This window comes from Imtechella halotolerans (assembly GCF_028743515.2).
Lineage (GTDB): Bacteria > Bacteroidota > Bacteroidia > Flavobacteriales > Flavobacteriaceae > Imtechella > Imtechella halotolerans.
In genome coordinates, this window is the sequence record NZ_CP117969.2 from 3,086,963 (window position 1) to 3,113,111 (window position 26,149).

The 26,149-nt window shown below is 35.5% G+C and carries 19 protein-coding genes; 9 read left to right on the top strand and 10 right to left on the bottom strand.

The annotated features are described in order from the left end of the window. Nucleotides 1-23: 23 nt before the first annotated feature. Both hutU and PT603_RS13635 read right to left on the bottom strand, forming a co-directional pair. Nucleotides 24-2,003 (bottom strand): urocanate hydratase, encoded by a 1,980-nt coding sequence (gene hutU / locus PT603_RS13630; RefSeq protein ID WP_008237863.1) that lies wholly within the window; start codon nt 2,001-2,003, stop codon nt 24-26. Nucleotides 2,004-2,148: 145 nt separating this feature from the next. Next, nucleotides 2,149-2,313, bottom strand: coding sequence for a C1orf53 family protein (locus PT603_RS13635; RefSeq protein ID WP_162097716.1), 165 nt, complete (start codon nt 2,311-2,313; stop codon nt 2,149-2,151). Nucleotides 2,314-2,701: 388 nt separating this feature from the next. Between PT603_RS13635 and PT603_RS13640 the strand changes: the two genes are divergently transcribed. The 3 genes from PT603_RS13640 to hemL are packed head-to-tail and all read left to right on the top strand — an operon-like array spanning nt 2,702 to nt 5,757. Then, a complete protein-coding gene (locus PT603_RS13640; protein WP_008237866.1) occupies nt 2,702-3,622 on the top strand; it encodes a 1-aminocyclopropane-1-carboxylate deaminase/D-cysteine desulfhydrase in 921 nt (306 codons plus the stop codon). Next, nucleotides 3,615-4,451, top strand: coding sequence for a glucosaminidase domain-containing protein (locus tag PT603_RS13645; RefSeq protein WP_008237868.1), 837 nt, complete (start codon nt 3,615-3,617; stop codon nt 4,449-4,451). Before PT603_RS13640 ends, PT603_RS13645 begins: the two co-directional genes overlap by 8 nt. A gap of 19 nt (nt 4,452-4,470) precedes the next feature. Beyond that, the gene (gene hemL, locus PT603_RS13650) at nt 4,471-5,757 is read left to right on the top strand and encodes a glutamate-1-semialdehyde 2,1-aminomutase (RefSeq protein WP_008237870.1); all 1,287 of its coding nucleotides are present in this window, start codon (nt 4,471-4,473) and stop codon (nt 5,755-5,757) included. A 37-nt stretch (nt 5,758-5,794) separates the two neighbouring features. Here the strand turns inward: hemL and PT603_RS13655 are convergent, their stop codons facing one another. From PT603_RS13655 to PT603_RS13680, 6 genes are all read right to left on the bottom strand, one after another. After that, entirely contained in the window at nt 5,795-6,283 is a 489-nt protein-coding gene (locus PT603_RS13655; RefSeq protein WP_008237872.1) for a DUF4890 domain-containing protein, read from the bottom strand. Nucleotides 6,284-6,412: 129 nt separating this feature from the next. Next, nucleotides 6,413-8,911: a zinc-dependent metalloprotease gene (locus tag PT603_RS13660; protein WP_040488580.1), complete on the bottom strand. Its 2,499-nt coding sequence runs from the start codon at nt 8,909-8,911 to the stop codon at nt 6,413-6,415. A gap of 264 nt (nt 8,912-9,175) precedes the next feature. Next, nucleotides 9,176-10,648, bottom strand: coding sequence for an SLC13 family permease (locus tag PT603_RS13665; RefSeq protein ID WP_008237876.1), 1,473 nt, complete (start codon nt 10,646-10,648; stop codon nt 9,176-9,178). 99 nt (nt 10,649-10,747) lie between these two features. Next, on the bottom strand, nt 10,748-12,439 hold the full coding sequence (gene lysS, locus PT603_RS13670; RefSeq protein WP_008237877.1) for a lysine--tRNA ligase: 1,692 nt from the start codon (nt 12,437-12,439) through the stop codon (nt 10,748-10,750). A 149-nt stretch (nt 12,440-12,588) separates the two neighbouring features. Then, nucleotides 12,589-13,149 carry a thioredoxin family protein gene (locus PT603_RS13675; RefSeq protein WP_008237878.1) on the bottom strand — a complete coding sequence of 187 codons (561 nt, stop codon included), beginning with the start codon at nt 13,147-13,149 and terminating at the stop codon, nt 12,589-12,591. Between the two features lie 107 nt (nt 13,150-13,256). Then, the gene (locus PT603_RS13680) at nt 13,257-14,279 is read right to left on the bottom strand and encodes a response regulator transcription factor (RefSeq protein WP_238531007.1); all 1,023 of its coding nucleotides are present in this window, start codon (nt 14,277-14,279) and stop codon (nt 13,257-13,259) included. A gap of 198 nt (nt 14,280-14,477) precedes the next feature. Between PT603_RS13680 and PT603_RS13685 the strand changes: the two genes are divergently transcribed. The 3 genes from PT603_RS13685 (at nt 14,478) to lipB (ending at nt 16,203) form a co-directional block, all read left to right on the top strand. After that, entirely contained in the window at nt 14,478-14,636 is a 159-nt protein-coding gene (locus PT603_RS13685; RefSeq protein WP_008237880.1) for a YqaE/Pmp3 family membrane protein, read from the top strand. Between the two features lie 4 nt (nt 14,637-14,640). After that, on the top strand, nt 14,641-15,390 hold the full coding sequence (locus tag PT603_RS13690; RefSeq protein WP_008237881.1) for a hypothetical protein: 750 nt from the start codon (nt 14,641-14,643) through the stop codon (nt 15,388-15,390). Between the two features lie 93 nt (nt 15,391-15,483). Then, complete coding sequence (gene lipB / locus PT603_RS13695; RefSeq protein ID WP_040488581.1) at nt 15,484-16,203, top strand: lipoyl(octanoyl) transferase LipB; 720 nt, start codon at nt 15,484-15,486, stop codon at nt 16,201-16,203. 2 nt (nt 16,204-16,205) lie between these two features. Here lipB and PT603_RS13700 read toward each other — a convergent pair whose 3' ends face one another. Both PT603_RS13700 and rnhB read right to left on the bottom strand, forming a co-directional pair. After that, nucleotides 16,206-18,587 (bottom strand): hypothetical protein, encoded by a 2,382-nt coding sequence (locus PT603_RS13700; RefSeq protein ID WP_155805536.1) that lies wholly within the window; start codon nt 18,585-18,587, stop codon nt 16,206-16,208. An 11-nt stretch (nt 18,588-18,598) separates the two neighbouring features. Continuing rightward, nucleotides 18,599-19,195 carry a ribonuclease HII gene (gene rnhB, locus PT603_RS13705; protein WP_008237884.1) on the bottom strand — a complete coding sequence of 199 codons (597 nt, stop codon included), beginning with the start codon at nt 19,193-19,195 and terminating at the stop codon, nt 18,599-18,601. A gap of 187 nt (nt 19,196-19,382) precedes the next feature. Here rnhB and PT603_RS13710 point away from each other — a divergent pair, with 187 nt between their 5' ends. The 3 genes from PT603_RS13710 to PT603_RS13720 all read left to right on the top strand — a co-directional run bounded on the left by PT603_RS13710 (nt 19,383) and on the right by PT603_RS13720 (nt 25,845). Further along, nucleotides 19,383-22,397: a SusC/RagA family TonB-linked outer membrane protein gene (locus tag PT603_RS13710; RefSeq protein ID WP_274237711.1), complete on the top strand. Its 3,015-nt coding sequence runs from the start codon at nt 19,383-19,385 to the stop codon at nt 22,395-22,397. 5 nt (nt 22,398-22,402) lie between these two features. Then, complete coding sequence (locus PT603_RS13715) at nt 22,403-23,791, top strand: RagB/SusD family nutrient uptake outer membrane protein (protein WP_008237886.1); 1,389 nt, start codon at nt 22,403-22,405, stop codon at nt 23,789-23,791. Nucleotides 23,792-23,901: 110 nt separating this feature from the next. Next, entirely contained in the window at nt 23,902-25,845 is a 1,944-nt protein-coding gene (locus tag PT603_RS13720) for a putative porin (protein ID WP_008237887.1), read from the top strand. Nucleotides 25,846-26,149 lie beyond the last annotated feature (304 nt).

A 26,149-nucleotide genomic window follows, 5' to 3' on the forward strand; every position in this document is an offset into this window, starting at 1 on the left:
TTATTAGCGATTAAAAATTTAAATTACTCTAATAGTGTATCATCTACTATTGATGGGATGGTAACTTTTAGTAATGGTTGCGTCTCCATGGCTCTTTTTATTGCGAAAATGGCACCTTCATTACGAGCCCAGTTACGTCTAGCAATTCCGTTGTTAACATCCCAGAAAAGCATGGTTTCTAGTCTATTAGCTGCTTCTTTACTTCCATCAAGAACCATGCCGAATCCTCCATTAATGACTTCTCCCCAGCCTACACCACCTCCATTGTGGATGGATACCCAAGTAGCCCCTCTAAAACTGTCTCCAATGACATTTTGAATGGCCATGTCGGCGGTAAATCGAGAGCCATCATAAATGTTAGATGTTTCTCTATAAGGAGAATCTGTACCGGATACATCATGATGGTCACGTCCTAATACCACAGGGCCAATTTTGCCTTCAGCTATGGCATTGTTAAAGGCTCGAGCAATTCGGATGCGTCCTTCAGAATCTGCATATAAAATACGTGCTTGAGATCCAACCACAAGCTTGTTTTGTTGCGCACTTTTAATCCATTGAATGTTGTCTGCCAGTTGTTGGCTAATTTCATTGGGTGCTGTTCTCATCATTTCCTCTAAAACCGCTTGAGCAATAGCGTCGGTTTTTTCTAAATCCTCTGGGTTGCCAGAACAGCAAACCCATCTGAATGGTCCAAATCCGTAATCAAAGCACATGGGACCCATAATGTCCTGAACATAGCTTGGATATTTGAAATCGATGCCATTTAAAGCCATTACATCTGCTCCTGCTCTTGATGCCTCCAGTAGGAATGCATTTCCATAATCAAAGAAATAGGTCCCTTTATCAGTATGTTTGTTGATTGCGGCGGCATGCCTACGAAGTGATTCCTGGACAGCAACTTTGAATTTTAAAGGTTCATTTGCCATCATTTGGTTAGCTTCTTCAAAAGATATTCCGACAGGGTAGTAACCACCTGCCCATGGATTGTGTAAAGAAGTTTGATCTGAACCTAAATCTATATGTATATTTTCTTTGTCAAAATGCTCCCATACATCTACCACATTCCCTAGGTAAGCCAAAGATATTGTTTCTCCTTTTGACTGTGCCTGACGTACTCTAGCAGTTAAATCATTGATATTAGGAATAATTTCATCAATCCACCCTTGATCATGACGAATCTGAGTAATTTTTGGATTTACCTCCGCACAAACCGTTATACAACCAGCTATATTACCTGCCTTGGGTTGAGCTCCACTCATTCCTCCCAAACCTGAGGTTACAAATAAATGTCCTTTAGGAGACTTATTGATTTTTCTAAAACCATTAAGAACAGTTATGGTAGTACCATGAACAATCCCTTGCGGTCCTATATACATGTAGCTACCAGCAGTCATCTGTCCATATTGGGTTACGCCAAGTGCATTAAATCGTTCCCAATCATCTGGTCGTGAATAGTTTGGAATCATCATTCCATTGGTAACGACAACCCTTGGTGCATTTTTATGAGATGGGAATAGTCCCATTGGATGGCCACTATAAATTGCAAGCGTTTGTTCGTCAGTCATCTCGCTTAAATACTTCATAGTAAGAAGGTATTGAGCCCAGTTTTGAAAAACAGCACCGTTTCCGCCATAGGTGATGAGCTCGTGAGGATGTTGAGCTACTGCTGGATCCAGGTTGTTCTGAATCATTAACATGATAGCAGCAGCCTGCAGACTTTTTGCAGGATATTCATCAATTCCTCTGGCATACATATCATAATCTGGACGAAGACGATACATATATATACGCCCATAGGTTTCTAATTCTTGTTTAAATTCTTCAATTAGTTGGTCGTGTAGATGCGGTTCGAAATAACGAAGAGCATTACGTAAGGCTAACTTTTTCTCTTCTTCACTAAGAATTTCTTTACGTTTTGGCGCATGATTTATAGAGGTGTCATACGTTTTTGGTTGAGGTAGGGAAGTAGGTATGCCTTGTTGAATTTTTTCTTGAAATGTCATAAATGGATATTGTATATGTTATATTGTTTTTAATAAATAGTGGCTCCTTTTATAGGAATATTTATCAAAATCTATGGATAACGAATATCTACACGGTGATGTGTGTAGGCTATACTTTTTTTATATGACATGCCATTAATGTCCATTATAAGTTTGTTGAATTTGTTTTTTTATTATAACCGTAAGGGCAATGACGACAACCGCTTTGACAACAATATCCTCTTTTTAGGTGGTATTGTTCGGTAAAACACCTATATCCTTCAGGGGTAAGATAATAATCACCTTCTTCTATTGGGATAATTTTTTTCATCATTGTACACGGTAAAGAAATGGTATCTTTGCAAAGATAACGGTTTTTGAAAATTATCAACTGGTATGATTTTGGTGTTTCGATATATCTTCTCTCCACGATTTTCAGGATTGGCATTTTGGCCTTTTATTGTGGTAAAAAACACTGAATTAACTAAAGATAGTGTTGTGATTTTACATGAAAGAATTCATCTTAAGCAGCAAGCGGAATTGCTGGTACTATTATTTTATATATGGTATATTCTTGAGTGGTTATACAGGAGTGCGTGTCACAAAAGTTTTTACCTTGGATACAAAAACATATCGTTTGAAAGAGAGGCCTATACACACGAAACTAATAGTTTGTATTTGAAGAATAGGAGAAAGTATGCGTTTTTACAGTATATGAAATGATTTGGGATACACCTAAAGAAATTAGTAATCAAGAAGTACAGTACCAATTCCCCAGAGGAATTAGGTTGACTATTAAAAGAGAAGATAAAATACATCCCTTTGTTTCAGGGAATAAATTCAGAAAACTTAAGTATAATGTTGCGCAGGCAATACATTTGGGTAAGCATACGTTACTTACATTTGGAGGGGCCTATTCTAATCATATAGCAGCCGTTGCAGCTGTTGGACGATTAGAAGGAATGAAGACAATTGGGATCATCAGAGGAGAAGAGCTGCAAGGGCAAGCCCTTAATAGTCAAACTCTTCTTAGAGCTCAAAAAGATGGAATGAAGTTTAGGTTTGTTAGTAGGGAATTATATAGGTTAAAAGCAACTTCTGGTTTTTTAAATGAACTAAATACCGAATTTGAGTCTGCTTACATTATTCCTGAAGGTGGCACTAATGAGTTCGCTGTACAGGGATGTGAAGAAATTCTAGATACTGAGGATTCAGTTTTTACACATATAGCTTGTTCGGCTGGTACGGGAGGTACGGCATCAGGGATTATAAGAGTTTCAAATGACAATCAGAGAGTATTGGTTTTTCCTGCTGTAAAAGGTGACTTTTTGTTAAGCGATATTGCTACTTATACACATAAAACTAATTGGGATCTTATTACAGCATACCATTTTGGTGGCTATGCAAAGGTTACGGACGAGCTAATTACTTTTTTGAATGAATTTTATGTTAAAACTGGTATTCCATTAGATCCTGTGTATACTGGAAAAATGGTATTTGGTATCTTTGACATGATTAGTACTTTACAGATCCCAGATAATGCTCATATTCTAGCAATCCATACTGGAGGATTGCAAGGAATACAAGGAATGAATACATATTTACAACAAAAAAACAGGCCGTTAATAAACTATGAATAATAAACTCATATTTCTATTTCTAATTAGTCTATTGGTAGGATCATGTGGACCATCAAAAAATGCTACTTCTAAAAAACATTCCAAAACTAGGGTAGCGGTGGTACGTAAAACTCCTGAGTCCTTAAGTGAAAAAAAGGCAGAAAAACCTACTGAGACCCTAGAATCAACATCAACTACAAAGGTGTATGCCGATGTAATTATGGAATATATAGATCGTTACAAGGATATATCAATGGTTGAAATGCAACGATATGGAATACCAGCCAGTATAACCTTAGCTCAAGGTATCTTGGAAAGTGGAGCTGGGAGAGGTACCTTGGCTAAAACTGCGAATAATCATTTCGGTATTAAATGTCACACAGGTTGGACAGGAGGGAGTGTCTCTCATGATGATGATGAAAAGGGTGAATGTTTTCGTAAGTATGAAAATCCGCACGAGTCTTTTGAAGACCATTCTAAGTTTTTGACTACACGTGGACGTTATGCTTTTCTGTTTGAGTTTGGAAAGGGGGATTATGTTGCTTGGGCTCACGGTCTTCGCAAAGCTGGTTACGCAACTGATAAAAGGTATCCGGAAAAATTGATTTCTCTTATAGAGCGTTATGATTTACATAGTTTTGATAAGCAGGTACTAGGTAATTCATACGTGGCCGTTGAGAAGGAGACTAAGGTAAGTGTGCATTCGAAGGAAAACGTCCATATAGTTCAAAAGGGTGACACATTGTTTTCCTTAGCCAGGCGTTATAATGTTAGCGTGGAACAGCTTATGAAAATGAATGAACTGTCTGGTGAGGGAATTAATATTGGTCAAGAATTACGAATCCGATAATATAAATTATAACTGAATCATGATTTATCAAAGAAGTAGTGCACTGTTCGCAGCGGCAAAAGAAGTAATTCCTGGAGGGGTTAATTCGCCTGTTCGAGCGTTCAATGCAGTAGGTGGGACACCTATATTTGTCAAAGAAGCTAAAGGAACCTATTTGTATGACGAAGATGGTAATAGATTAATCGATTATATTGCATCTTGGGGGCCAATGATTTTAGGGCATGCTCATGAACCTGTAGTTCAGGCAGTCATTGAAAAGGCAAAAAAAGGAACTTCCTTTGGTATGCCAACAGAGATTGAGACTCACATTGCTACCCTCGCAGTATCTATGGTTCCCAATATTGACAAAATTCGGTTTGTGAATAGCGGGACTGAAGCGTGTATGAGTGCAGTTCGTCTAGCAAGAGGTTTTACTGGAAGAGATAAAATAATAAAGTTTTCTGGTTGCTATCATGGACATTCAGATTCATTTCTAATTCAAGCAGGTAGTGGTGCTGTTACTTTTGGAAGCCCTAATAGTCCAGGGGTTACTCAAGGAACAGCAAAAGACACATTACTAGCTACCTATAATGATATTCATTCTGTAGCAGAACTGTTTAAAGCTAATAAAGGAGAAATTGCTGCTGTAATCATTGAGCCTATTGCTGGAAATATGGGTTGTGTTCCTCCTATTGCTGGCTTTATGGAAGCGTTACGTACCCTTTGTACGGATAATGAAACCTTACTTATTTTTGATGAAGTAATGACTGGCTTTAGATTAGGAAAGGGAGGTGCTCAAGAAGCCTTGAATATTAAAGCAGATATAGTCACATTTGGTAAAGTTATTGGTGGTGGACTTCCTGTTGGTGCTTTTGCAGCACGTAATGAAATAATGGATTATTTGGCGCCCATAGGCCCCGTGTATCAGGCTGGTACCCTAAGTGGAAATCCACTTGCAATGAGTGCGGGATTAGCTATGCTTACAGAGCTGAACAACCGTCCAGAAGTTTTCAGTAATCTCGCGAAAAAGACCGCTTATTTACATGAAGGATTTGAAAAAGTCTTATCAAATTCAGGATTGGATTATGTAATAAATAGGTATGGATCCATGATTTCAATTCATTTCACTGATACCCCAGTGGTAGATTTTGCATCTGCAGCAAAAGGAAATAATGAGCGATTTAAGAAGTTTTTTCATGGTATGTTAGCAGAAGGAGTTTATCTTCCGCCAAGTGCATTTGAAAGTTACTTTTTGAATGATGCGCTAACTTTTGAAGATTTAGACGCTACTATTCAAGCACTAGAACGAGTAGCAAAAACATTGTAGCAAAAACGTCCGTAATTAACGGACGTTTTTTTTTAGCTTACCAATCTCTTTTTTGAAAATTCTGACGTTGTTTTTCGCGTTCCTTTTCTTGATTAGCTTCCCATTTAGCGAATTGTTCAGCAGAAAGAATGAGTTTCATTTTTTCTTTTATTTTCTGACGTTGGGCTAATTGCTGATCTCTCATTTTGTACATTTCATCAGAAGAAGGACGTTCACCATTACTGTTCTGCCGGCGTTGCATCATTTCCTCTCTTTTTTTAGCTCTTTCTTTAGCTAGTTCCGTATTGAGTTTTAGGAGTTCTGCTTGTTGGCTTTCTGACAAATCCAAGTCTAGAGCCATACGCTTAGTTTGTAAATCTGCCTGTTGTTCAGGGGTCATGTCCCGCATTGCGGTGGCACGTTGAGATCTATTGGTCTTACGCATTTCCTTTTTGTCGGATTTTTTGTCGACCATTTTTTCTTTTTCTTGGGCAAAGGTTGTTATTGTAAACAACGCTAAAATTGCCAGGGTTAACCATTTCTTCATGATGTATTTTTTAGTGCTAATACTTATAAGACTTTATTGACATTCAGAGGTTTAATGGTTTTGATGTTAAATATTTAAAAAAAAATCGGCTAGAATTTCTAGCCGATTTTATAAGTATGGAATTCTAGGTTATTTTTTTGCCTCTAGAATGGCATCAATTCTCTCTACAATATCTTGTAAGTGGTATTTGCTAATTCTGTCTGCAGTTGCGTTTGCAGCAGAACGCGCCATCGACTTAATTGTATTAAGCTCTGCTCTAGCTATAGCACGAATATCAGACTGATTTACGTTTACAGTAGTGAATTTTAAATAACCACCAGCACGTCCTGGTTGTTGTTTCTCTACAGTAAGAAGATAACCAAGGCGATCTACATGCGCTCTTTGCAGGTTACGACGGTATGTGTCGATTTTCTGACCACGGCTTAATTCACTCCATACGCCATTGCGAAGGTCATTCATTAACTCCACTAGGGTATACGCCTTTGTTCCGTTTAAAGTTTCGTTTTCAATAACACGTGCTAATCTTCCTAAATCTAATATGTTATTTATAGTGCGTTCTTGGGATGATCGTAACCTTTCAATACTACCTGAATATTCTATTTTATTGAAGATATTTTGGTCAATCATCCAAGTTGGTGTTTTGAAGTGTTCGTCAATTAGAAATTTGAGTGCCTTTTTCTGATGTTCTTTTGGAACGTGGGTATACACTGCACCTTCTTGGTCATAAGTTTTATAATGCTCATAGACACCACCTATATTTGAAGATACATGCCCCATATAACGGTTGTATTGGCCAAGAACTTGTTCGTAAAGGTCTTTTAAGTCGTCATAGTTTTTACCATCCTCAGCAGTCCATTCGATTAAGTTAGGTACAATTCGTTTCAAATTAGCTATACCATAAGAACTTGCCTTCATAGCGTCATCTCCTAAATCTTCTGTCTGAGAACTTGGATCTACAACATGTCCAGCCTGTTGATGACCAAAGCGATAAAGAGGATCGCCAGCATGTTTTAAAATCCAGCTATCCAAAACAGGTTTTTCATCTTGGGCTGATTTGTCTAATATAGGTTTGTATCCCCACATGATTGAGTATTTGTCATAGATACCTATTTCAGGCATAAGTGCTACTCCTTCATCGCCTGGTTGTGCAATATAATTAAATCGTGCATAGTCCATGATTGAGGGAGCAGTTCCAAATTTTTTAGTGAAGGTAGCAGAGCGTAAGGAATCTACAGGATAGGCAACACTGCTACCCATGTTATGAGGTAAACCTAATGTATGACCAACCTCATGAGAAGAAACAAATCGAATTAATCGACCCATTACTTCATTTTTGAATTCCACACCTCGTGCATCTGGATTGATAGCGGCTGTTTGAACAAAGAACCAGTTGCGTAAAAGAGTCATTACGTTGTGATACCAATTGATATTGGCATTAAGAATTTCACCACTTCGGGGGTCGCTAATATGAGGACCATTTGCATTTGGTATAGGTGAAGCTAGATAGCGCACTACAGAATAACGCATATCATCTGGATCCCAATCAGGATCTTCTTCAATTGAAGGAGGGTCTTTAGCTATAATGGCATTTTTAAAACCAGCTGCTTCAAAAGCTACTTGCCAATCTTCAACACCTTGCTTAATGTACTTTCTCCATTGTTCTGGTGTAGCACGATCGATGTAATAAATAATCGGTTGTTTTGGTTCCACAAGTTCACCTCTCTTGAATTTTTCAATATCTTCGTCTTTAACTTCAAGCCTCCAACGATCAAGGTAAGTAACTGTTTTTGATTTTTGAGCATCCAGACCATAGTCTACTTGGCCGCGAGCAAACCAACCAACACGTTCGTCAAAATAACGACGTTTCATAGGCTCTTTTGGAAGAATGATCATGGAATTGTTAATTTCCAGGGTAATTGATCCTAAATCTGCATTAGAAGGAGGATTGCTAGCTATATACGTTTTTACATGTCTCGATTCAATATTAGTAGGGAAACTTTTTATGCTTTGTAAAAAAGAACGCTTGTCATCCAAACGGGTAACTCTATACTGAGTCTTATAAAATTTAGGAATTCCTAAAGATTCCACATCTTTTTCAAAAAGTTCATTAACTTCAATCACTGTTGAAGTTGAATCTTTTCCAAAAGCCTTGATGTCAAAAGAGTATAGAATTGGTTCAAAGTTAGAGTTTACTACTGCCTCATGAATAGGAAGAGAATCCCCTGCGACAATATTGTGTGATACCACTCTTAATAACACTTTGTTTCCATTTTTTTGCCAACGTAGTACTTGAGTGTTGGCTTCTCCACCTCCCCAGCCAGCTCCAGTGGCTGTTTTGGAGATACGTGTAACCATTAGTATTTCTCTGTTAAAAAGAGAATCAGGGATTTCATAAAAGTACTTTTCGTCAATTTTGTGTACATCAAAAAGTCCTTTATCAGTTACAGCACTTTTAGTAATAACGCTTGCATAAGGTTGTGGGCCTGTTTTTTTGGGTGCTGGCTTTTCCGTGGCTGGAGGTGTAGCCTTTTTAGTGTCTTTTTTTCTTTTGCTTTGAGCATCTGCAGTACCCACCACTGCAAAGGCTATTGCTAGCATGAAGAATTTTTTAAGTATTTGTCTGGTCATTGTAATATGATTTTTAATAATTCTCAAATTAATGGAAAATGGTAGGGTTAAGTTGTTAATTATTTCATAAAGATTAAATGGTTCAAAATGTTAGGTAATTTTTAGAATTTTAAAGAACCGCACAAAATGTTAAATAAAACTAAAAATTGTAACGTTTTGCATCTTTTGTAGTCTATTGTTATAAGAATAGTTTTCTTTTAGTAAAATTATTTGGACTAGCTACTTAAAACGCTGCGTAAGCAGCGTTTTATATTTAATTACTATCTAAGGAGTTAATAGATTAGTAGGAAATCCTTCAATGGTTAGATTCCATAAAAGAGGTAATATCCAATATACAAATGCCGATAGTAAACCTATTGAAATAATATTCATAACAATCCCTTTTTTCACCATATCTGGTATTTGGAGATACCCTGAACCAAAAACTACGGCATTAGGAGGCGTTGCAACAGGTAGCATAAAAGCACATGAGGCAGCAACTGCAGTAGCTACCATAAGAACAAATGGATGCATGTCCATACTGATTGCCATGGGAGCCAAAACAGGAAGTAGCATTGCTGTTGTAGCTAAATTGGAAGTGATTTCTGTTAAGAAATTTACCACTGCAATAAGTAGAAATATAAAAAGAATGGTTGGGAATTCTTGAAACGAGTGCATTTGACTTCCTATCCAATGTGCTAATCCACTTCTTTCAAATCCTGAAGCTAAGGCCATACCTCCTCCAAATAATAGGATTATACCCCATGGGAGTTTAATAGTGTCTTCCCATTGTAATATCATTTTGTTCTTTTTAGAAGAAGGAATCACGAAAAGAAGAATGGAAAAGAATACTGCTATAATGGTATCATCAAGTTGTGGAATCCATTTTTTAAGCAGAAAAGAATGTGTTATCCAACAAAAAGCTGTAATAAAAAAGATAAGTGCAACTGCTTTTTCTTCGTAGCTAATTCTTCCAAGGGCAACTAGTTGTTTATTAATTTCCTCTCGTCCGCCTGGGAATTTTTTTTCTGGAAATTTGAAGGCTATACGAGTTAAATACCACCAACATAGAAAAAGCAAAAGTATAGCTATTGGTAGACCAAATATAAACCATTGTGAAAATGTGATTTCGTACCCGTAAGTTTCTTGAACAACCCCTGCCAACACAAGGTTTGGCGGAGTGCCAATTAGAGTAGCAATTCCTCCAATGGAAGCACTATAGGCTATTCCAAGCATTAGTGCCTTTCCAAAAATCAAGTTTTCATTTGCCTTGGTGTTTGGGTTGTCATTTAGTTGTGTTACTATGGCCATCCCAATTGGTAGCATCATTACTGCCGTGGCCGTATTAGATATCCACATAGAGATAAAGCCAGTGGCTACCATAAAACCTAATATGATGCGTTGTATGTTTGTACCAATTGCATTAATAATGGATAAAGCAATGCGTTTATGTAAGTTCCATTTTTCAATAGCAATGGCTATCATGAAGCCTCCTAAATATAAGAAGACAAATTTATGCCCATATGAGGCCGTGGTCTCACTTAAAGATAAGCCGCCTGAAATGGGAAAGAGTACTATAGGCAAAAGGGCAGCAGTAGCAATTGGTACTGCTTCAGTAATCCACCACACAGCGACCCAAAGTGCAGTGGCTAATACAGCGATACCTTCTTTGGAAAGGTCCTCGGGGTTGAAAAAGTAAATAGTTAATACAAATAATAAAGGCCCTAGAATAATGCCAATTCGTTTTGTAATGCTCATATACCATTTTTGATATTGCTAAGGTACTATTTTAGAGTTTATAGCATAAAAAAAATCGGTTTATTGAAACCGATTTTAAAATTAGTAATGTTGTAAATATTATGCTTTCAGGTTTACTGTTTTTTTATCCCCATCAACATTAACACTTATTAAATTGTGCTTAGCTAAGCCTTTCATGGCCGCATCCCATTTTTTTCCACTTAGTCCTGAAGTAGTTTTAAGAGATGCTAAATCCTGATTGTTCTCTGTTTTGAGTAGGGAAATAATTGATTTTTCCTCATCCGAAAGTTGAACTTGTTTTTTCTCAGGACGCATCTGTGGAAAGAATAGTACCTCTTGAATACTTTGGTTATTAGTTAAAAACATAATAAGGCGATCCATTCCAATACCTAAACCAGAGGTAGGGGGCATTCCAAACTCTAATGCCCTTAAAAAATCGTTGTCTATAAACATTGCCTCATCATCTCCTCTGTCGGCCAAAGCTAACTGTGCCTCAAATCGTTCACGTTGGTCTATTGGGTCATTTAATTCTGAATATGCATTTGCAATTTCTTTACCACACACCATTAACTCAAAACGTTCTGTAAGATCTGGATTATCCCTATGCATTTTGGTAAGTGGACTCATTTCTTTTGGATAGTCTGTGATGAACGTAGGCTGAATGAAATTGCCTTCACATTTTTCACCAAAGATTTCATCAATAAGTTTCCCTTTACCCATAGTACTATCTACAGCAATCCCCATAGATATTGCCGCTTCTCGGAGTTCGTCTTCTGATTTTCCAGAAATATCAAATCCAGTGAATTGCTTTATCGCGTCTGTCATGGTAATACGAGGGTAAGGAGCCTTGAAATTAACTTCATGTTCACCAAAAGTAGCCTTGGTAGTGCCATTAACTTGCAGCGCACAATACTCTAATAATTGCTCGGTAAAATCCATCATCCAATTGTAGTCTTTATAAGCGACATAAATTTCCATCGCTGTAAACTCAGGATTGTGAGTGCGATCCATTCCTTCATTTCGAAAGTTTTTGGAAAATTCATACACCCCGTCAAATCCACCTACAATCAATCTTTTAAGATATAATTCATTAGCTATACGCATATAAAGAGGAATATCCAATGAGTTATGATGGGTGATAAAAGGACGCGCTGCAGCACCTCCAGGGATTGATTGTAATACTGGAGTTTCTACTTCCATATATCCACGATCATTAAAAAAGGTACGCATTGCGTTAAATAGTTTGGTACGCTTGACGAACACTTCTTTTACTTGCGGATTTACTACCAAATCTACATAACGCATTCTATAACGTAATTCAGGGTCATTAAACTCGTCATGTTTAACACCGTCAGCATCTACTTTTGGTAATGGTAAAGGTCGAAGTGTTTTACTAAGTAATTTGAAATTCTTAACCATTATAGTCTTTTCACCTACTTGAGTGGTAAACAATTCACCTTCCACTCCAATAAAATCCCCTAAATCGATTAATTTTTTGAATACTTCATTATAGAGTGTTTTATCATCTTCCGGACATACTTCATCACGATTGAAATAAAGCTGAATACGTCCTTCACTATCTTGCAATTCGGCAAAGGAGGCTTTTCCTTGTATTCGAAATGACATTAATCTTCCCGCTAATACAACCTTTTTGCCTTCCTCATAGTCCTTCTTGGCCTGTAGTGATGTGTGTGAAACTGGGTAAAGTGCAGCTGGATAGGGTTCGATACCCAATGAGCGCAATTTTTCTAGTTTTTCTCGTCGTATTACTTCTTGTTCTGATAGCTGCATGCTGTGTTTATTTAAATCGTGTTTCTGTACTTAAAAAAATAAACTGCAAAATTACACTATTTGTACTGAAAATCGAGAAGCTTTTTACTAGTATTGAATTGATTTCTATTTTTAAACGAGTAATTTGAAACAAGAAAGTATACTTAGGTTCAATTTTGTTTTGAACTGAACAATTGTGTGTTGTTTTGGAATTTTAAAATGATATTTAAAAGATCCTTTTCAAGAGTCTCTGTTGGTCGCTCAATAATTCGACCAATTTCAGAGTTGTTTTTAAAAATTATAAAAGTTGGGACTCTAAGAATATTAAGTCCCTTTTCTTCTTGACCTGGACTTTTTTTATACCTTCCAGGCTTGTAGTCGAGTGCAATAATTTCTAATTGATTCTTCGAAAATTTAGAATTCTCTAGAATTTTGATAAACCGGGGTACTTCTCTTCTACTATCAACGCACCAGGTACCTATAAAGATTTGAATTTTATATTGATTGATGTTAGGTGAGAGTGAAGCTAAAATGGTGTTGTCAGGTTGGTAACTATTGTAAGTTGAATTGAACCAAGACTTATAATTAGGTCCTGTCAATCTATTTTTATCTATTTTACCTACTAGATACGGGGTTTCTCCAGGAGTTGTTATTTCTGAGTTTAATGAAATAGATTGTGCGATTAACATTCCAAAGGAAATACAAAAAAGTAGTGTAAGTGTTGCTTTCATGACATAGTGGTTTTTATTTGAATAAATCAAATTTGCATATTTATAAATGAAAGCTATTTGGGTAATGGGTTGGAAAAGGGGACTAGACCCTGGTTGAATTTTTTGAATTAGTTTTTTGATTGGAAAAATTTCAACTCATCTCTGGATTGTACATTGAGTTTTTTGTAAATGTTGTTAATGTGAGATTTAACAGTACTTACACTTACAAAGAGTTCATCTGCAATTTCCTTGTTGGATTTGTCTTGGCAGATAAGTTGTGCTATTTTTTGTTCTTGTTGTGTCAAGGGTGTAACAGGTGCTTGTTTGGAAGTAATTCGCCTTAATTTTACAATTAAAAAAATATTGCCAATAAAGGAAATTGTAAATAACAATGTAAAAAGGATTTTCGGCCAAGTGAAAGTAGACCTGCCACTTGAAATCATGTATTTGTCAGAGGCGAGTTCTGAAGCATACTGGCTACTGTATATGGTGTTTGGATAGGACTTGTTAAGACGTTGTAATAAATCGTCATAATAGGTACTGTTTTTAAGATCTTCTAGATAAAATGCGTATTGTGGGCTTGTGCGGTCAGACAAAAATGAATATATGTAAAGTTCTGCTAGTGGTTCGTTAAGTTTCATACCAAAATCTTGAAAAGTCTTAAACCATTTTTTATCATTCATTTTACGACTGGCTTCACTTTGAAGTTCTCCATAAGCGAATTTCATTTCTTCTCTTATGGAATCAATCCTACTAAAAACACTTGTCTTCGGATTGCTAGTTTCTATGGTACAAAATATCTCATTGTCAAAAGACATTGGGAGTGTAATGGTGTCAGAGTTGTTAGCAATAAACGTGAATGATTTGCTTTCTTTACAGTATCCATAAAAATGGTTTTTCCATTGCACGGTATCATTACAATTATCGACATGAATTCGGTAAATTCTATTGGCAGGTTCTAATTCATTTCCTGTAAAATGGAAATTTCCAATACTATCCGTGTTAGTTTTAAGAAATATTTGATCGGTATATATACTTGATGATTTTCTGTAATCATCAATAATTGATAAATAAACAGTTTCTCCCCATTGTTGTGGGTCTATAGATCCTTTGAAGGTATATTGCCCCATGGTTGATATGGATGTTAACATTCCAATTATTAGGAGGAAAAAGAGTCGTTGCATATCGTAAAACTACTTTATTATTTTTTATAATTCAATACTCTGTTAGGCTATATTTATCTAGCCTAAGATAGTGGTAAGTTTAGAATGTCTACATTTGCTGTCGGTTGGTGTAACAAAATTTTATAAATTACGCCTTATAAATTCATCAATCAATAATTTAAGTAAATGAGTATCTGGAGAGTTTTACTTTCAATTGTTTGTCCACCTTTGGCGGTGTTAGATAAAGGTTGTGGTTCTATAATTATAGTGTTCATTTTGTGGCTCTGTGGTTGGGTTCCAGGTGTTATTGCTGCCCTTATCATTTTAAATAACCCTAATAGATAATTCTATGAATTTTTTTTCAAAGCCAATTTTTTTGTTGGCAAGTGTACTATTGTTATGTAGTTGTGAATTTAGCGAGAATATTGTAGTAAACCCTGATGGTACGGGCTCATTTTCAGTTGATTTTGACGGTTCAGCACTAATGGAAATGGCAGGAGAAGAAACAGGCGAGACAGCTATAGATTCTGTCCTTCATTTCAAAGATTTTTTGACAAGTGAAGCCGCTGATTCACTCTCAACTGAAGATTTAGCGAAGTATAAAAAGCTTGAAAATTTTTCAATGCATATGCTTATGGATCCTGCCCAGAAAAAAATGGTTTACAAATTGTTTGCCAACTTTAATAATGTAGGCGAATTACAGGATATGCTTAATTCTATGGCTTCTATTTCTGATATGAACACATCAAGTGAAGAGGAAGAGGTGGATAATAGTAATCCCTTTTCTGCTTTTGGAGATATGAATATCTCTGAAACCAAATATAGTTATGAAAAAAGTAAGTTTACTAGAAAATCAGTAATTAAAGATCAGGAGAAGTATCAAAAATTGATGGATAGTATTAGTACCGGTAATATGTCAATGATGTATGAGAGTACGACGTATAAACTTAATTATACCTTTCCTAAAAAAATTAAAAAGGTTTCAAATGAAGCGGTTACTATTAGTGAAGATGGTAAAAATATGGTTTTAGAACTTAGTTTCATGGACTATCTAAGTAACCCAGCTGCACTTGATGTAGAAGTTGAATTTGAAAAATAGTGTAGGTTTCCTTTAATGTTTATATAAGGCTGATGTTTGAACATCAGCCTTACTTTTTTGGCTAAACTAAGCCGTATGATGTATCTTTGCTTTATGAATAAAAAAGTATTTATTGAAGATTTAGGCTTCAAAGATTATAAAGATACTTGGGAGTATCAAGAGGAGCTTTTTAAAGGAATCCTAGATCTCAAGGTGCAAAACCGAAGAGAGAATTCAGAGATTCCTACCCCTAATTACTTTCTTTATGTGGAGCACCCCCATGTTTATACGTTGGGTAAAAGTGGAGATATAAGTAATATGCTACTTAATGAAGCTCAATTAGAGGCAAAGGGAGCAACATTCTATAAGATAAATAGAGGTGGGGATATAACGTATCATGGTCCAGGTCAAATTGTCGGATATCCTATTTTGGATTTGGATAATTTTTTTACTGATATCCATAAATATCTTCGTTTCCTAGAAGAGGTTATCATCCTTACATTGGCAGAGTATGGTCTTAAAGGAGAGCGTAGTGATGGTGAGACTGGTGTTTGGCTTGATGTAGGTACTCCTTTTGCTCGAAAAATTTGCGCTATGGGTGTTCGAGCTAGTCGTTGGGTAACTATGCATGGTTTTGCCCTTAATGTAAATGCAGATCTTGGTTATTTCGACAATATTATTCCTTGTGGAATTCGTGGTAAGGCAGTAACCTCACTACATGTAGAGTTAGGGAAAACTGAGATTTCATTAGACGAAGTGAAATCAAAAATTTTAACACATTTTAAAATGCTTTTTGAGGCAGAATATATTACTGCTCCTTTATGGGAAAACTAAAATCACATGCTATAGGCCGTAATTGTTTGCGCATCTGTTTTAACAGCAATTTCAGGAATTCCATTTAGATTGATATCATCTATAACTGCCGCTCCAATGCCGAATATTGGAAAATTTGGCAATAAATTTGAGTTGCTATCGTAGATATATAATTTTTGTGTTTGGGTATCTGTGAATGTAATGTATATTTTATTATTTACATAATAAATTTCTGGCTTTGTATACATACCAAAATCAATTTCAATTGTTCTTCCCTTAATAGATAATAGGTTGTCCGACAAGGTTACTATGGTCTTGGAGGTTGCGGTGAAGCCATGACCATTTTTTAAATCTTTTACTACTTTTCGCATTCCACCTTTTTGATCAATATGCCATAAGGTGCCATTTTGGTCTGTAAATGTAAAAGTGTCTTCATAGACGGCTATTGTGTTGTCTGAAAAAGGGAACCTTTCTTTAACAGGAATTCTAGTATTACCGGTACGATCTAAAAGAAGTAAAGTGCCATTCGATTCCATGGCTGCAATATAGTCTTTGTTGCCAATTCGGAAGTGTTCAGGTGAAAATAAAAGGGAATCCGATGTTTTTTTTGTGAAGCCATTAACTGTATTTCCCTTTCTGTCTAACATTATCCATTGTTTTCCAGAAATTAAAAGAAATCGATAATCTAATGTTTTGTCATAATCAAAGACAGCTAGCGGTAGTAGGTTGTCTTCAAATTTCTTATTAAAAGGAGTTACGATATTTCCATTTCTGTCTATTACGATAAACATTTTCTCTGTAGTGAATGCAAGTTGTAAGTTGCCATTTTTGTATAGGTCGACTTGGGTAATTTTTCCTTGAATTTTACTATCTAATGCTTTTTTCCATAGTATTTTTCCTTCAGAACTTATTAGGTATAAGTTGTTTTCTGTATCCTGTACAACTATTTCTTTTGATTTTGTTCGATGATTTAATACAAATTGCGGATGGGTAGCTATATCATTGTCTAGTTTTACTTGAAAACGTTCGCTAACTCCTGTTTCGTCAATCGTACCTTTTGATTTTTGAAGAGCAATATGGGTTAAAAATGCATTTCCCTGTGGTGTGGCTTGAAAAACAGCTAATTTAAATTGCTTTGAAAGTAATTGGAATTTTTTATCAGTAGTTACTTGTTGCAGTTGTTTGTTTTGAGAAATGGTGTTCAAAACCATGAATGAGGACTCAGAGGTCATTTGTGGGACCAGTGCAAGATATGCATTAGAATGAATGAAGGTGCTTTTGTTCTGTTGTTGTGTGATGAGGTACTCCATGGTTTCTATACTTTCTGTAAAGTACATAAAGTCATCTATTACACTGCAAAAAGTAGGTTTGAATTCAGGAAGGAAAGATTCAAAACTTGCGTTGAGTAAAGGTGAGTTTAAAATTCTATATACCATTTGGTTCCTAATTGAAACTTCTGGTGTGGTTTCTAATGTTTCAAAAGTGGATTCAATATCATAGCTAAATATCCCGCTTGCTATTCCTTTTTCAGTAGTCATAAAACCTATTTCGTATATGTCAGCTAGAAAAAGTGAGTCTACGGCTTTAGTAAAACGTAAAAGTGCAGAATTTGAAAATGTATAGGAATTTAATTCTTTTGAAGTTGCAGGTACAATTTCAGGGATTCTGTTTGAAAGCGGTTGAGTTTCTGAAAGTAGATTTAATATTGAGTTTGATTGGGTACTCATTGAAACTCCGGAGAACGTATTGTTCTGTGAAGTTGATTGGATATCCATAACTGACCAATCGGAAAAACTTCGCTTCCATTGGTCGCCAAAAAGTTTTTCGAAGGGGGTGTTTTGATGTTTAGAATGTATATATAAGTGCGTAGCTGCTTTACTTGAGTTAATTGATCTAATAAGAGGATTGAGTTGTGAATAAAGGGGATTTTCTTTTTTGAAATCATTCATTAATATGTTTTTATCCGTAGATATTAAAATATGATTTTGTTTTTTAGTGTAATACCATTGATCTGTTTGGATTGTGGCAGAGTCAATCTGGTTTTCTATAGCGTTATAAAAAATGTGGGTGGAATCCTTTGGTTGTATCTGTTCTGAGAATTTGAATGCTATTGTGTACTTGGTCGCTTGTAAACTTATCCATATTTGTTGAGAGGGATGTAACTTTTCTACGATCTTAAAGATTCTTTCTGAAATTAAAGGTTCCTCAAAAGAAGAAAGAAATTCATTATTATTAAAACTACTTTTAAATGTATTGGGATTATCTATTTGGATAATTAAAGAGCTATCGCTTGGTAAAAAATGGATGGAGTGAGGATAATCTGTTTTATTTGTTGTACATGCAACAATAAGTAAACAGCAAGTAATCAGAAAAAAAAGACGACGCATAGCAAGTGTTTTGTGCAAAAATATAGATTTTAGAAATCCAAAGTTAATTGCTCTGGCAATAATCTGAATGATTTGCGATGTTGTGGAGAAATCCCATGTTTTTTAATTGCATTTCGATGCTCCTCGGTTGGGTATCCCTTGTTTTTATTCCACATATACATTGGGAAATCTTGATGGAGTTTTTCCATGTATTCATCTCTATAGGTTTTTGCAAGTATTGAGGCGGCTGCAATGCTCATATATTTACTATCGCCTTTTACGATGCATTGATGCGGAATATTAGAAAAGGGTTTGAATCGGTTGCCGTCCACAATGATAAATTCTGGGGCAAAGGATAGTTTTTTAAGGGAATTGTGCATTGCAAGAATAGAGGCATTTAGGATATTTATTTCATCTATTTTTTCTGGTAAAATATGACAAACGCTAAAAGACAATGCTTCTTTTTCTATGATTGGGCGAAGTAGACTTCGCTTTGCTTCGGATAACTGCTTTGAATCATTTAAGAGCGGATGTTTAAAATCTGGAGGCAAAATGACAGCCGAAGCGGTAACTGGACCTGCAAGGCAGCCTCTTCCGGCTTCGTCTGTTCCGGCTTCTTGATAGGTGTGGTAATAACTCAAAAGCATCTATTGTGAAGTTTATTGTAAAAAGCTGTTAAATTATAGCTTTTAAACTGGAAAGTGATGAAAAGGTTGTGTGAAATGTATGTTTTGAGGGAAAACTTTGCAATTTTAACAGTTGATGAGTGTACATCACTTGTTTTATTAATATTTTTTTAAGAGGTTTGCGTTGACTAATTCAAATAATATAAACATGAAATTAAAATTTACTTGGATGCTAACGCTATTCTTGGCGCTAGTACAGTTCTCCTTTGCACAGGAGAAAAACATTTCAGGTACTGTTTCTGATGAATCAGGAATGCCGCTTCCAGGAGTGGCTGTTTTGGTTAAAGGTACTTCAACAGGTACTCAAACTGATTTTGATGGAAAGTATACCTTAAAGGCCATGTCAGGTCAAACATTAGTTTTTTCTTATTTAGGTATGAAATCTGTTGAACGCACTGTTGGTTCAGCTACTACTATTAACGTAACTCTGCAAGAAGATGCTCAAGCATTGGAGGAAGTAGTTGTATTAGGGTATTCTGTAAAATCTGTGAGTGAAGTTACAGGTTCTTCAGTTCAAGTATCCGGAGATCAGATTGCGTCTGTCCCAGTTGTTTCTGTTGACCAGGCTCTTCAAGGTAAAGTAGCTGGATTGAACATTTCTATGGCGTCTGGTACTCCTGGATCAGTTCAGGATATACGTATTCGTAGGGTGGGCTCAATCAATGCGGGTAATGATCCATTATATGTAATTGATGGTGTGCCTGTAAATAACTCAAACTTTTCAGGATCAAGTGCAGTGAGTTCATTCAGCGCCTTGGCTTCATTGAACAGCTCGGATATTGAGAGTATAACTGTATTGAAAGATGCTTCTGCAACATCTGCATATGGTGCCAGAGGATCAAACGGTGTAATTGTTATTACCACCAAAAAAGGAAAGTCTGGTAAAGTTTCTTTTACAGCTAATTCATTGGTAGGTTTCCAAAACAATGCAGTTGAAGGTAGAAAACCTTTGACAGCAACACAACGTATGGAGTTGTTAACAGATGCATTCCGAAATTCCCGTGGTTATGATAATGCTACTGCTTATGCATATGCATTAGCTTCTACTGGATGGGATGAAGAAACGGATTTTAACTGGGGGAATGCAGTTAAGAACAAGGATGCAGTTATGCAGAATTATGATATTTCTGCCTCGGGAGGTGATGAGAATTCATCTTTCTACGCATCTTTAGGTTATAACGCTACTGAAGCAACTGTTATCGCTTCTGATTTTGAAAGAATTTCGGGAAGCTTTAATTTTAATAGAAAATTTTCAGACAAGTTTGATTTTTCTACTTCGATGAATGTTTCTAATGTGACTCAAAATGGTATATTAGAGCAAGCCGCCTATTTCTCAAATCCACATTTGGTAAGATTCTTCATGCCTCCAATTGAAAGTGCCTATAATGCCGATGGTTCATATAATTTAAATACATCAGTATTTAATCCATTATATCAAGAAACCGTTGATATTACAGAAAATAACTTAACTAGGGCTTTAAATAACACTTCTTTAGTTTGGAAAATCAATGATAGATTCCGTTTTAAATCAGTGATAGGATTGGATTATACCATAGCTTCTTATCATGAGTATAGAAACCGATATCATGGAGATTCTGATGGCGCCGTTGGTGGATCAGTTCAAAATTCCGTGAATAGAAACTTTAACTATGTAACCCAAAATTCATTAGCATATAATTTTAAGGTAGCACAACATAGTTTTGATGTTCAAGGTTTAGTGGAATATCAAAAGAATAGAAGGAACTTTTTAACTGGTTTTGGTCAGAATTTACCTGCTGATGGATTGTATTATCTAGATACAGCTCCTGGCTCTCAGGCGGTAGGAGGATTTTTTGATGATTGGTCAAGTATTTCTTACCTTGGAATGTTAAACTATAATTTTGATGGAAAATACGTTTTGGACGCTACCTTTAGACGTGAAGGGTCTTCAAGATTTGCCGCAAGCAATAGATTCGGTAGCTTCTGGTCTTTGGGTGCAGCTTGGAATATCCATAGAGAAGCCTTCCTAAGTGGGAACGAAATTGTAAATCAATTAAGACTTAGAGCTTCTATTGGGGAAAGTGGAAACTCTCAGATTGATATCAATCGATTCCAAAATTTATTGAGTTATGATGCGAACTACAATGGTTTAGGTGCAGTTTATCCGTCTCAGTATGGCAATGAGAATTTATCATGGGAGATGAATAAAAACTATGATTTAGGTTTTGATTTTGGTTTATTTGAGAACCGTGTATCTGGATCATTTGCTTATTTTAATAAGAAGACCTATGATCTATTACAAACCGTTCCATTAAGTTATACTTCTGGACATGCCGGTCAAGTTTATAACGCTGGTACAGTAGTAAATAAAGGTATTGAAATAGAGCTTAGTGCTGATATTATAAGAGGTAAGGATTTTTCATGGTCAATTTCAGGAAACTATGCTACTGTTGAGAATGAAGTAATTGCCTTGGCAAAAGACTCTGATGGTGAGGATATTAATATCATTACCGGTACACGTGCTGTGGAAGTAGGACAACCTATTTATGCTTGGAGAATGAGAAAGTGGGCTGGTGTTGATCCGCAGACTGGTCGTCCTCAATGGTACCTAAACGGTAAAGATGGAGAACTTACTACCAACTATTTTTCAGCTAAAGAGGAATATCAAGGAGGAAGTGCGATGCCTACCTTTACAGGTGGATTATCTACAAATTTAGAATTTAAAGGATTCTTTTTAAACGCAAGTGTGTATTTTGCTGGTGGACATAAAGTATTTGAAGATTGGGCATTTTATACGCAGCATTCGGGTGTTTATACTACTCTATATTATAATGGAGTTCAAGATATGATGAGTAGATGGCAGAAACCAGGGGATGTAACGGATTACCCTAGAATGGTGTATAATGCAACCGGAGATAATGCTTCAAGAACGTCTACACGTTTCTTATATGATGGTGATTATATTCGATTAAAGGATATAACCCTAGGGTATAATATTCCAAATAGATTTGTTGAGAAAACTGGTTTGGAAGGAATTAGAGTTTCCCTTAGAGGAGCAAATTTATTGACATGGGTTAAAGATGAGGGCTTGAAGTATGATCCTGAAGTTCGTGCAGATGGATTTACAATGTTGACAACGCCACCAACTAAATCTGTATCATTTAATGTTAATTTAAAATTCTAAAAAAAATGAAGAAGATAATTTATTCATTATTAACAGTAGCCTTGCTTGGATCTGTTTCTTCATGTAATGAAGATTTGTTGGATCCAACATTGACTACTAATAAAGAAAAGCAAGAAGCTATTAGAACTCAAGAGGATGTTTTTGGTGTCCTTTACGGAGCTTATAATAGGGTTAGTGCTACAGCATATTATGGAAGAGATTACATCATTTTTGGTGAAGTCCGATCTGATAATGCAATGGCTAATGGTAATTCTGGTCGTTTTCTTACACCAGCGACCATGGATATGGGTAATTCAGATGCTTATGCAAGAGATTCTTGGGATATTATGTACAAAGTAATAGCAAATGCTAATATTATAATTGAACAAGATGCTGCTTCATTGGACGGTGATTTAGAAGAAATAAGACATATGCAGGGTCAAGCATATGCTTTGCGTGCAATGGCTCATTTTGATTTAATGAGATTATACGGTCAATTGCATATAAGTGGTCAAGGAGGGATGAATAGTTTAGCTGTTCCTTATATGTTGAAATATAGAGATGGTAACTTACTTCCATCTAGAAACACAACAGCTGAGGTAAGGGCATTTATCTATGATGATTTAGAAATGGCATTGGATTTTATGTCTGAAGATAAAAATGGTGGTTGTACTGAATTTTCAACATATACAGTACAAGCTATTCGTTCAAGGGTTGGTACCTATTTCGGAGATTGGGATGTCGTTATTGAAGCATCTGAAGCTATAATTGAATCTGGCGAATTTGCTGTTATCGATGCTGATAATTTTGCTAAATCTTTTTCAAAGGATGCAAAATGTGCTATTAACAAACTTTTTGAAATTGCGGCTAGTGATACCGATAATAATGGTATAAACGGGTTACATTATATTTATAATGAAGGTAATTACGGGGATGTTAATGCTCTTGATAATGTGGCTAATTTGTTTGAAGCCGGTGATGTGCGTGGATCAGATGAAATGTTGGCTGTTGATGGGGATGATTATTTACGTAATATAGGTAAGTATCCTGAAGAAGATTACACGAATAATATTGCATTGTTTCGATATGAAGAAGTTGTACTTAACTATGCGGAAGCTTTGTTAGCTACAGATCCTGCAACATCACTTATCTATTTGAATATGATACCTGCTAAAAGAGGAGCAACAGCATACACGGAAGCTACTTTAGACAATATTCTTTTGGAGAGACGTAAAGAATTTGTATTTGAAGGATTAAGATTCTATGATTTAGCAAGAACAGGTAGAGATATTCCAGCATATGGAGAAGGGGAGTCACATGGTGGTCCTGAATATGGAAGTTCTAATTATGCGTTCCCAATTCCTATTAGTGAAATTAATGCTAATAAGAATATGACGCAAAATTATGGATATTAGATTTTACCGTAATTTTAATAAAGAAACCATCAAGCTTGCTTGGTGGTTTTTTTGTATTATACTAAGATGTAATTTTAAAAAAACATACTTTTGCTATTCATACATGATATATGAAGAAAGTAATCTTTTTAGTTTTATTTTTTATTGTAGGCTTTATTCATGCCCAAAAAGAGACTAGGTCTGGCGAAGGATTAAAGGATACCTTACTGTTTGGAAGTAAAAGGGGTGTAGATTTTCAAGAAGAGAAAATTACTGTTACAGATTATAAGATAATCTCTATTGACCGAGACACAACGTATCTAGATACGTCACTTACCATTCAAAAGGAATATCGTTATAATTATCTTCGAAAAGATAATTTTGAACTTCTTCCATTTTCTAATTTAGGACAAACGTATAATGCACTAGCTTATACTTTTAGAAATGAAAATAGTATGCCACTAATGGGGGCTAGGAGTAAGCATTATAATTATATGTCAGTTAATGATATTTCATATTATCATGTACCAACACCTACTACAGATTTATTTTTTAAAACTGCAATGGAACAAGGGCAGTTATTAGATGCTTTTGTTACTCTAAATACGTCTAGGCAACTTAATTTTTCAATTGCATATAAAGGACTACGATCCCTTGGTAAGTACCAACATATATTGTCAAGTACAGGAAATTTTCGTTTTACGGCTAATTATTTGTCTAAGAATAATAAATATAATTTAAGACTTCATTTTGTCGGTCAGGATATATTGAATCAGGAGAATGGTGGGATTTCTAATAGGTCGCAGTTTGAGTCTGGAGATCCAGAGTTTACAAATCGAGCCAGAATGGATGTTTATTTTCAAGATGCAGAAAACATGCTTAGGGGAATACGATACTTTGTAGACCAGGAGTATAATTTGTTACGTTCGAAAGATTCTGTGCGTAATACTGCTTTGCGATTTGGGCATCGATTTGTTTATGAAACCAAATACTTTGATTTTAAACAACAATCAGCCAACGAGTATTTTGGTGAAGCTTACACCCCTCAAATATCGGATAGGGCAAGGTTGCAAACAATGAATAATAAATTTTACATAGATGCAGAGCTTCCGTATTTGGGAAAAACAACGATAAATGCTTCTGCTAATTATTATAACTACTATTTTAATACAATTAGAATTGATCAGCAGGGGGTGATTCCAAATGGATTAAGGGATACAGAATTGTCACTTGGTGCTCAATGGAATAAAAAAATTGGAAATTTATCTATCCAAGCCCAAGCCAATCAGGCTATAATTGGTAGTATGGGGGGCACTCAATTTTTCGGAAATTTGCTTTATAGGATTAATGATAGAAATAGGTTCATAGCAGGTGTTCATGCTACCTCTCAAATGCCTAATTTTAATTTCTTGTTATACCATAGCGATTATAAAGCATATAATTGGTATAATCGAAATCAGTTTAATAAAGAGAATAGGCAAGGGTTTCAGGCAGAATTAAAGTCTGAAGATATTTTTAATGCTTCAATGGAGCTTACGAATATTAATAACTATACTTATTTTGGAGTTCAACCAGTTATTGATGATGAAAGTGTGCAGGTGGCACCTGGACAGTATTCGAAAAGTATTCAATATCTCAAGCTTAAAATTAATCGTGAGTTTAAGCTCGGTAAATTTGCACTTGATAATACTATAATGTATCAGAAGGTTGGACAGGAGGATCCAATTCTTAATGTTCCGGAATTTGTAACACGTAATACGTTATACTTTACCGATTATTTGTTTAAAAAAGCTATGTACCTTCAAACCGGGGTTACCTTGAATTACTTTACTGAGTTTTATGCGAATTCATATAATCCATTACTGGGGGAATTTTCTGTTCAGAATTCAGAAAAAATCGGAAATTATCCAAGATTAGATTTCTTCATAAATGCTAGAGTGAGACAAACTCGTATATATCTTAAAGCCGAACACTTCAATAGTTCTTATACAGGGTATAATTATTATACAGCCCCAAATTATCCCTATCGTGATTTTATGGTCCGATTTGGGGTGGTGTGGAATTTCTTTTCGTAAATAAATAGGAGTTGACATCACTATATATATAAATAGAATAGTTAATACATAGAAGCCACTTTTCATAGTTGAAAGTGGCTTTTTTAATTACAATAATTTAAATACAGTATATACTTTTTAGCTGAACTCATAGGAATTGAATTTAATTTTATACGTAAGTACTTTGTATTCAACTGTTATGGTTTTCGGGTTAAATTATTTTGAATAAATAGTTGTCAAAATGAAAAAAACCTTTCTATATTTGCACCCGCTTTCGAGAGGGAGAGAAGTTCATAGACAGTTTAATTTTTACAGCTTTTAAGGG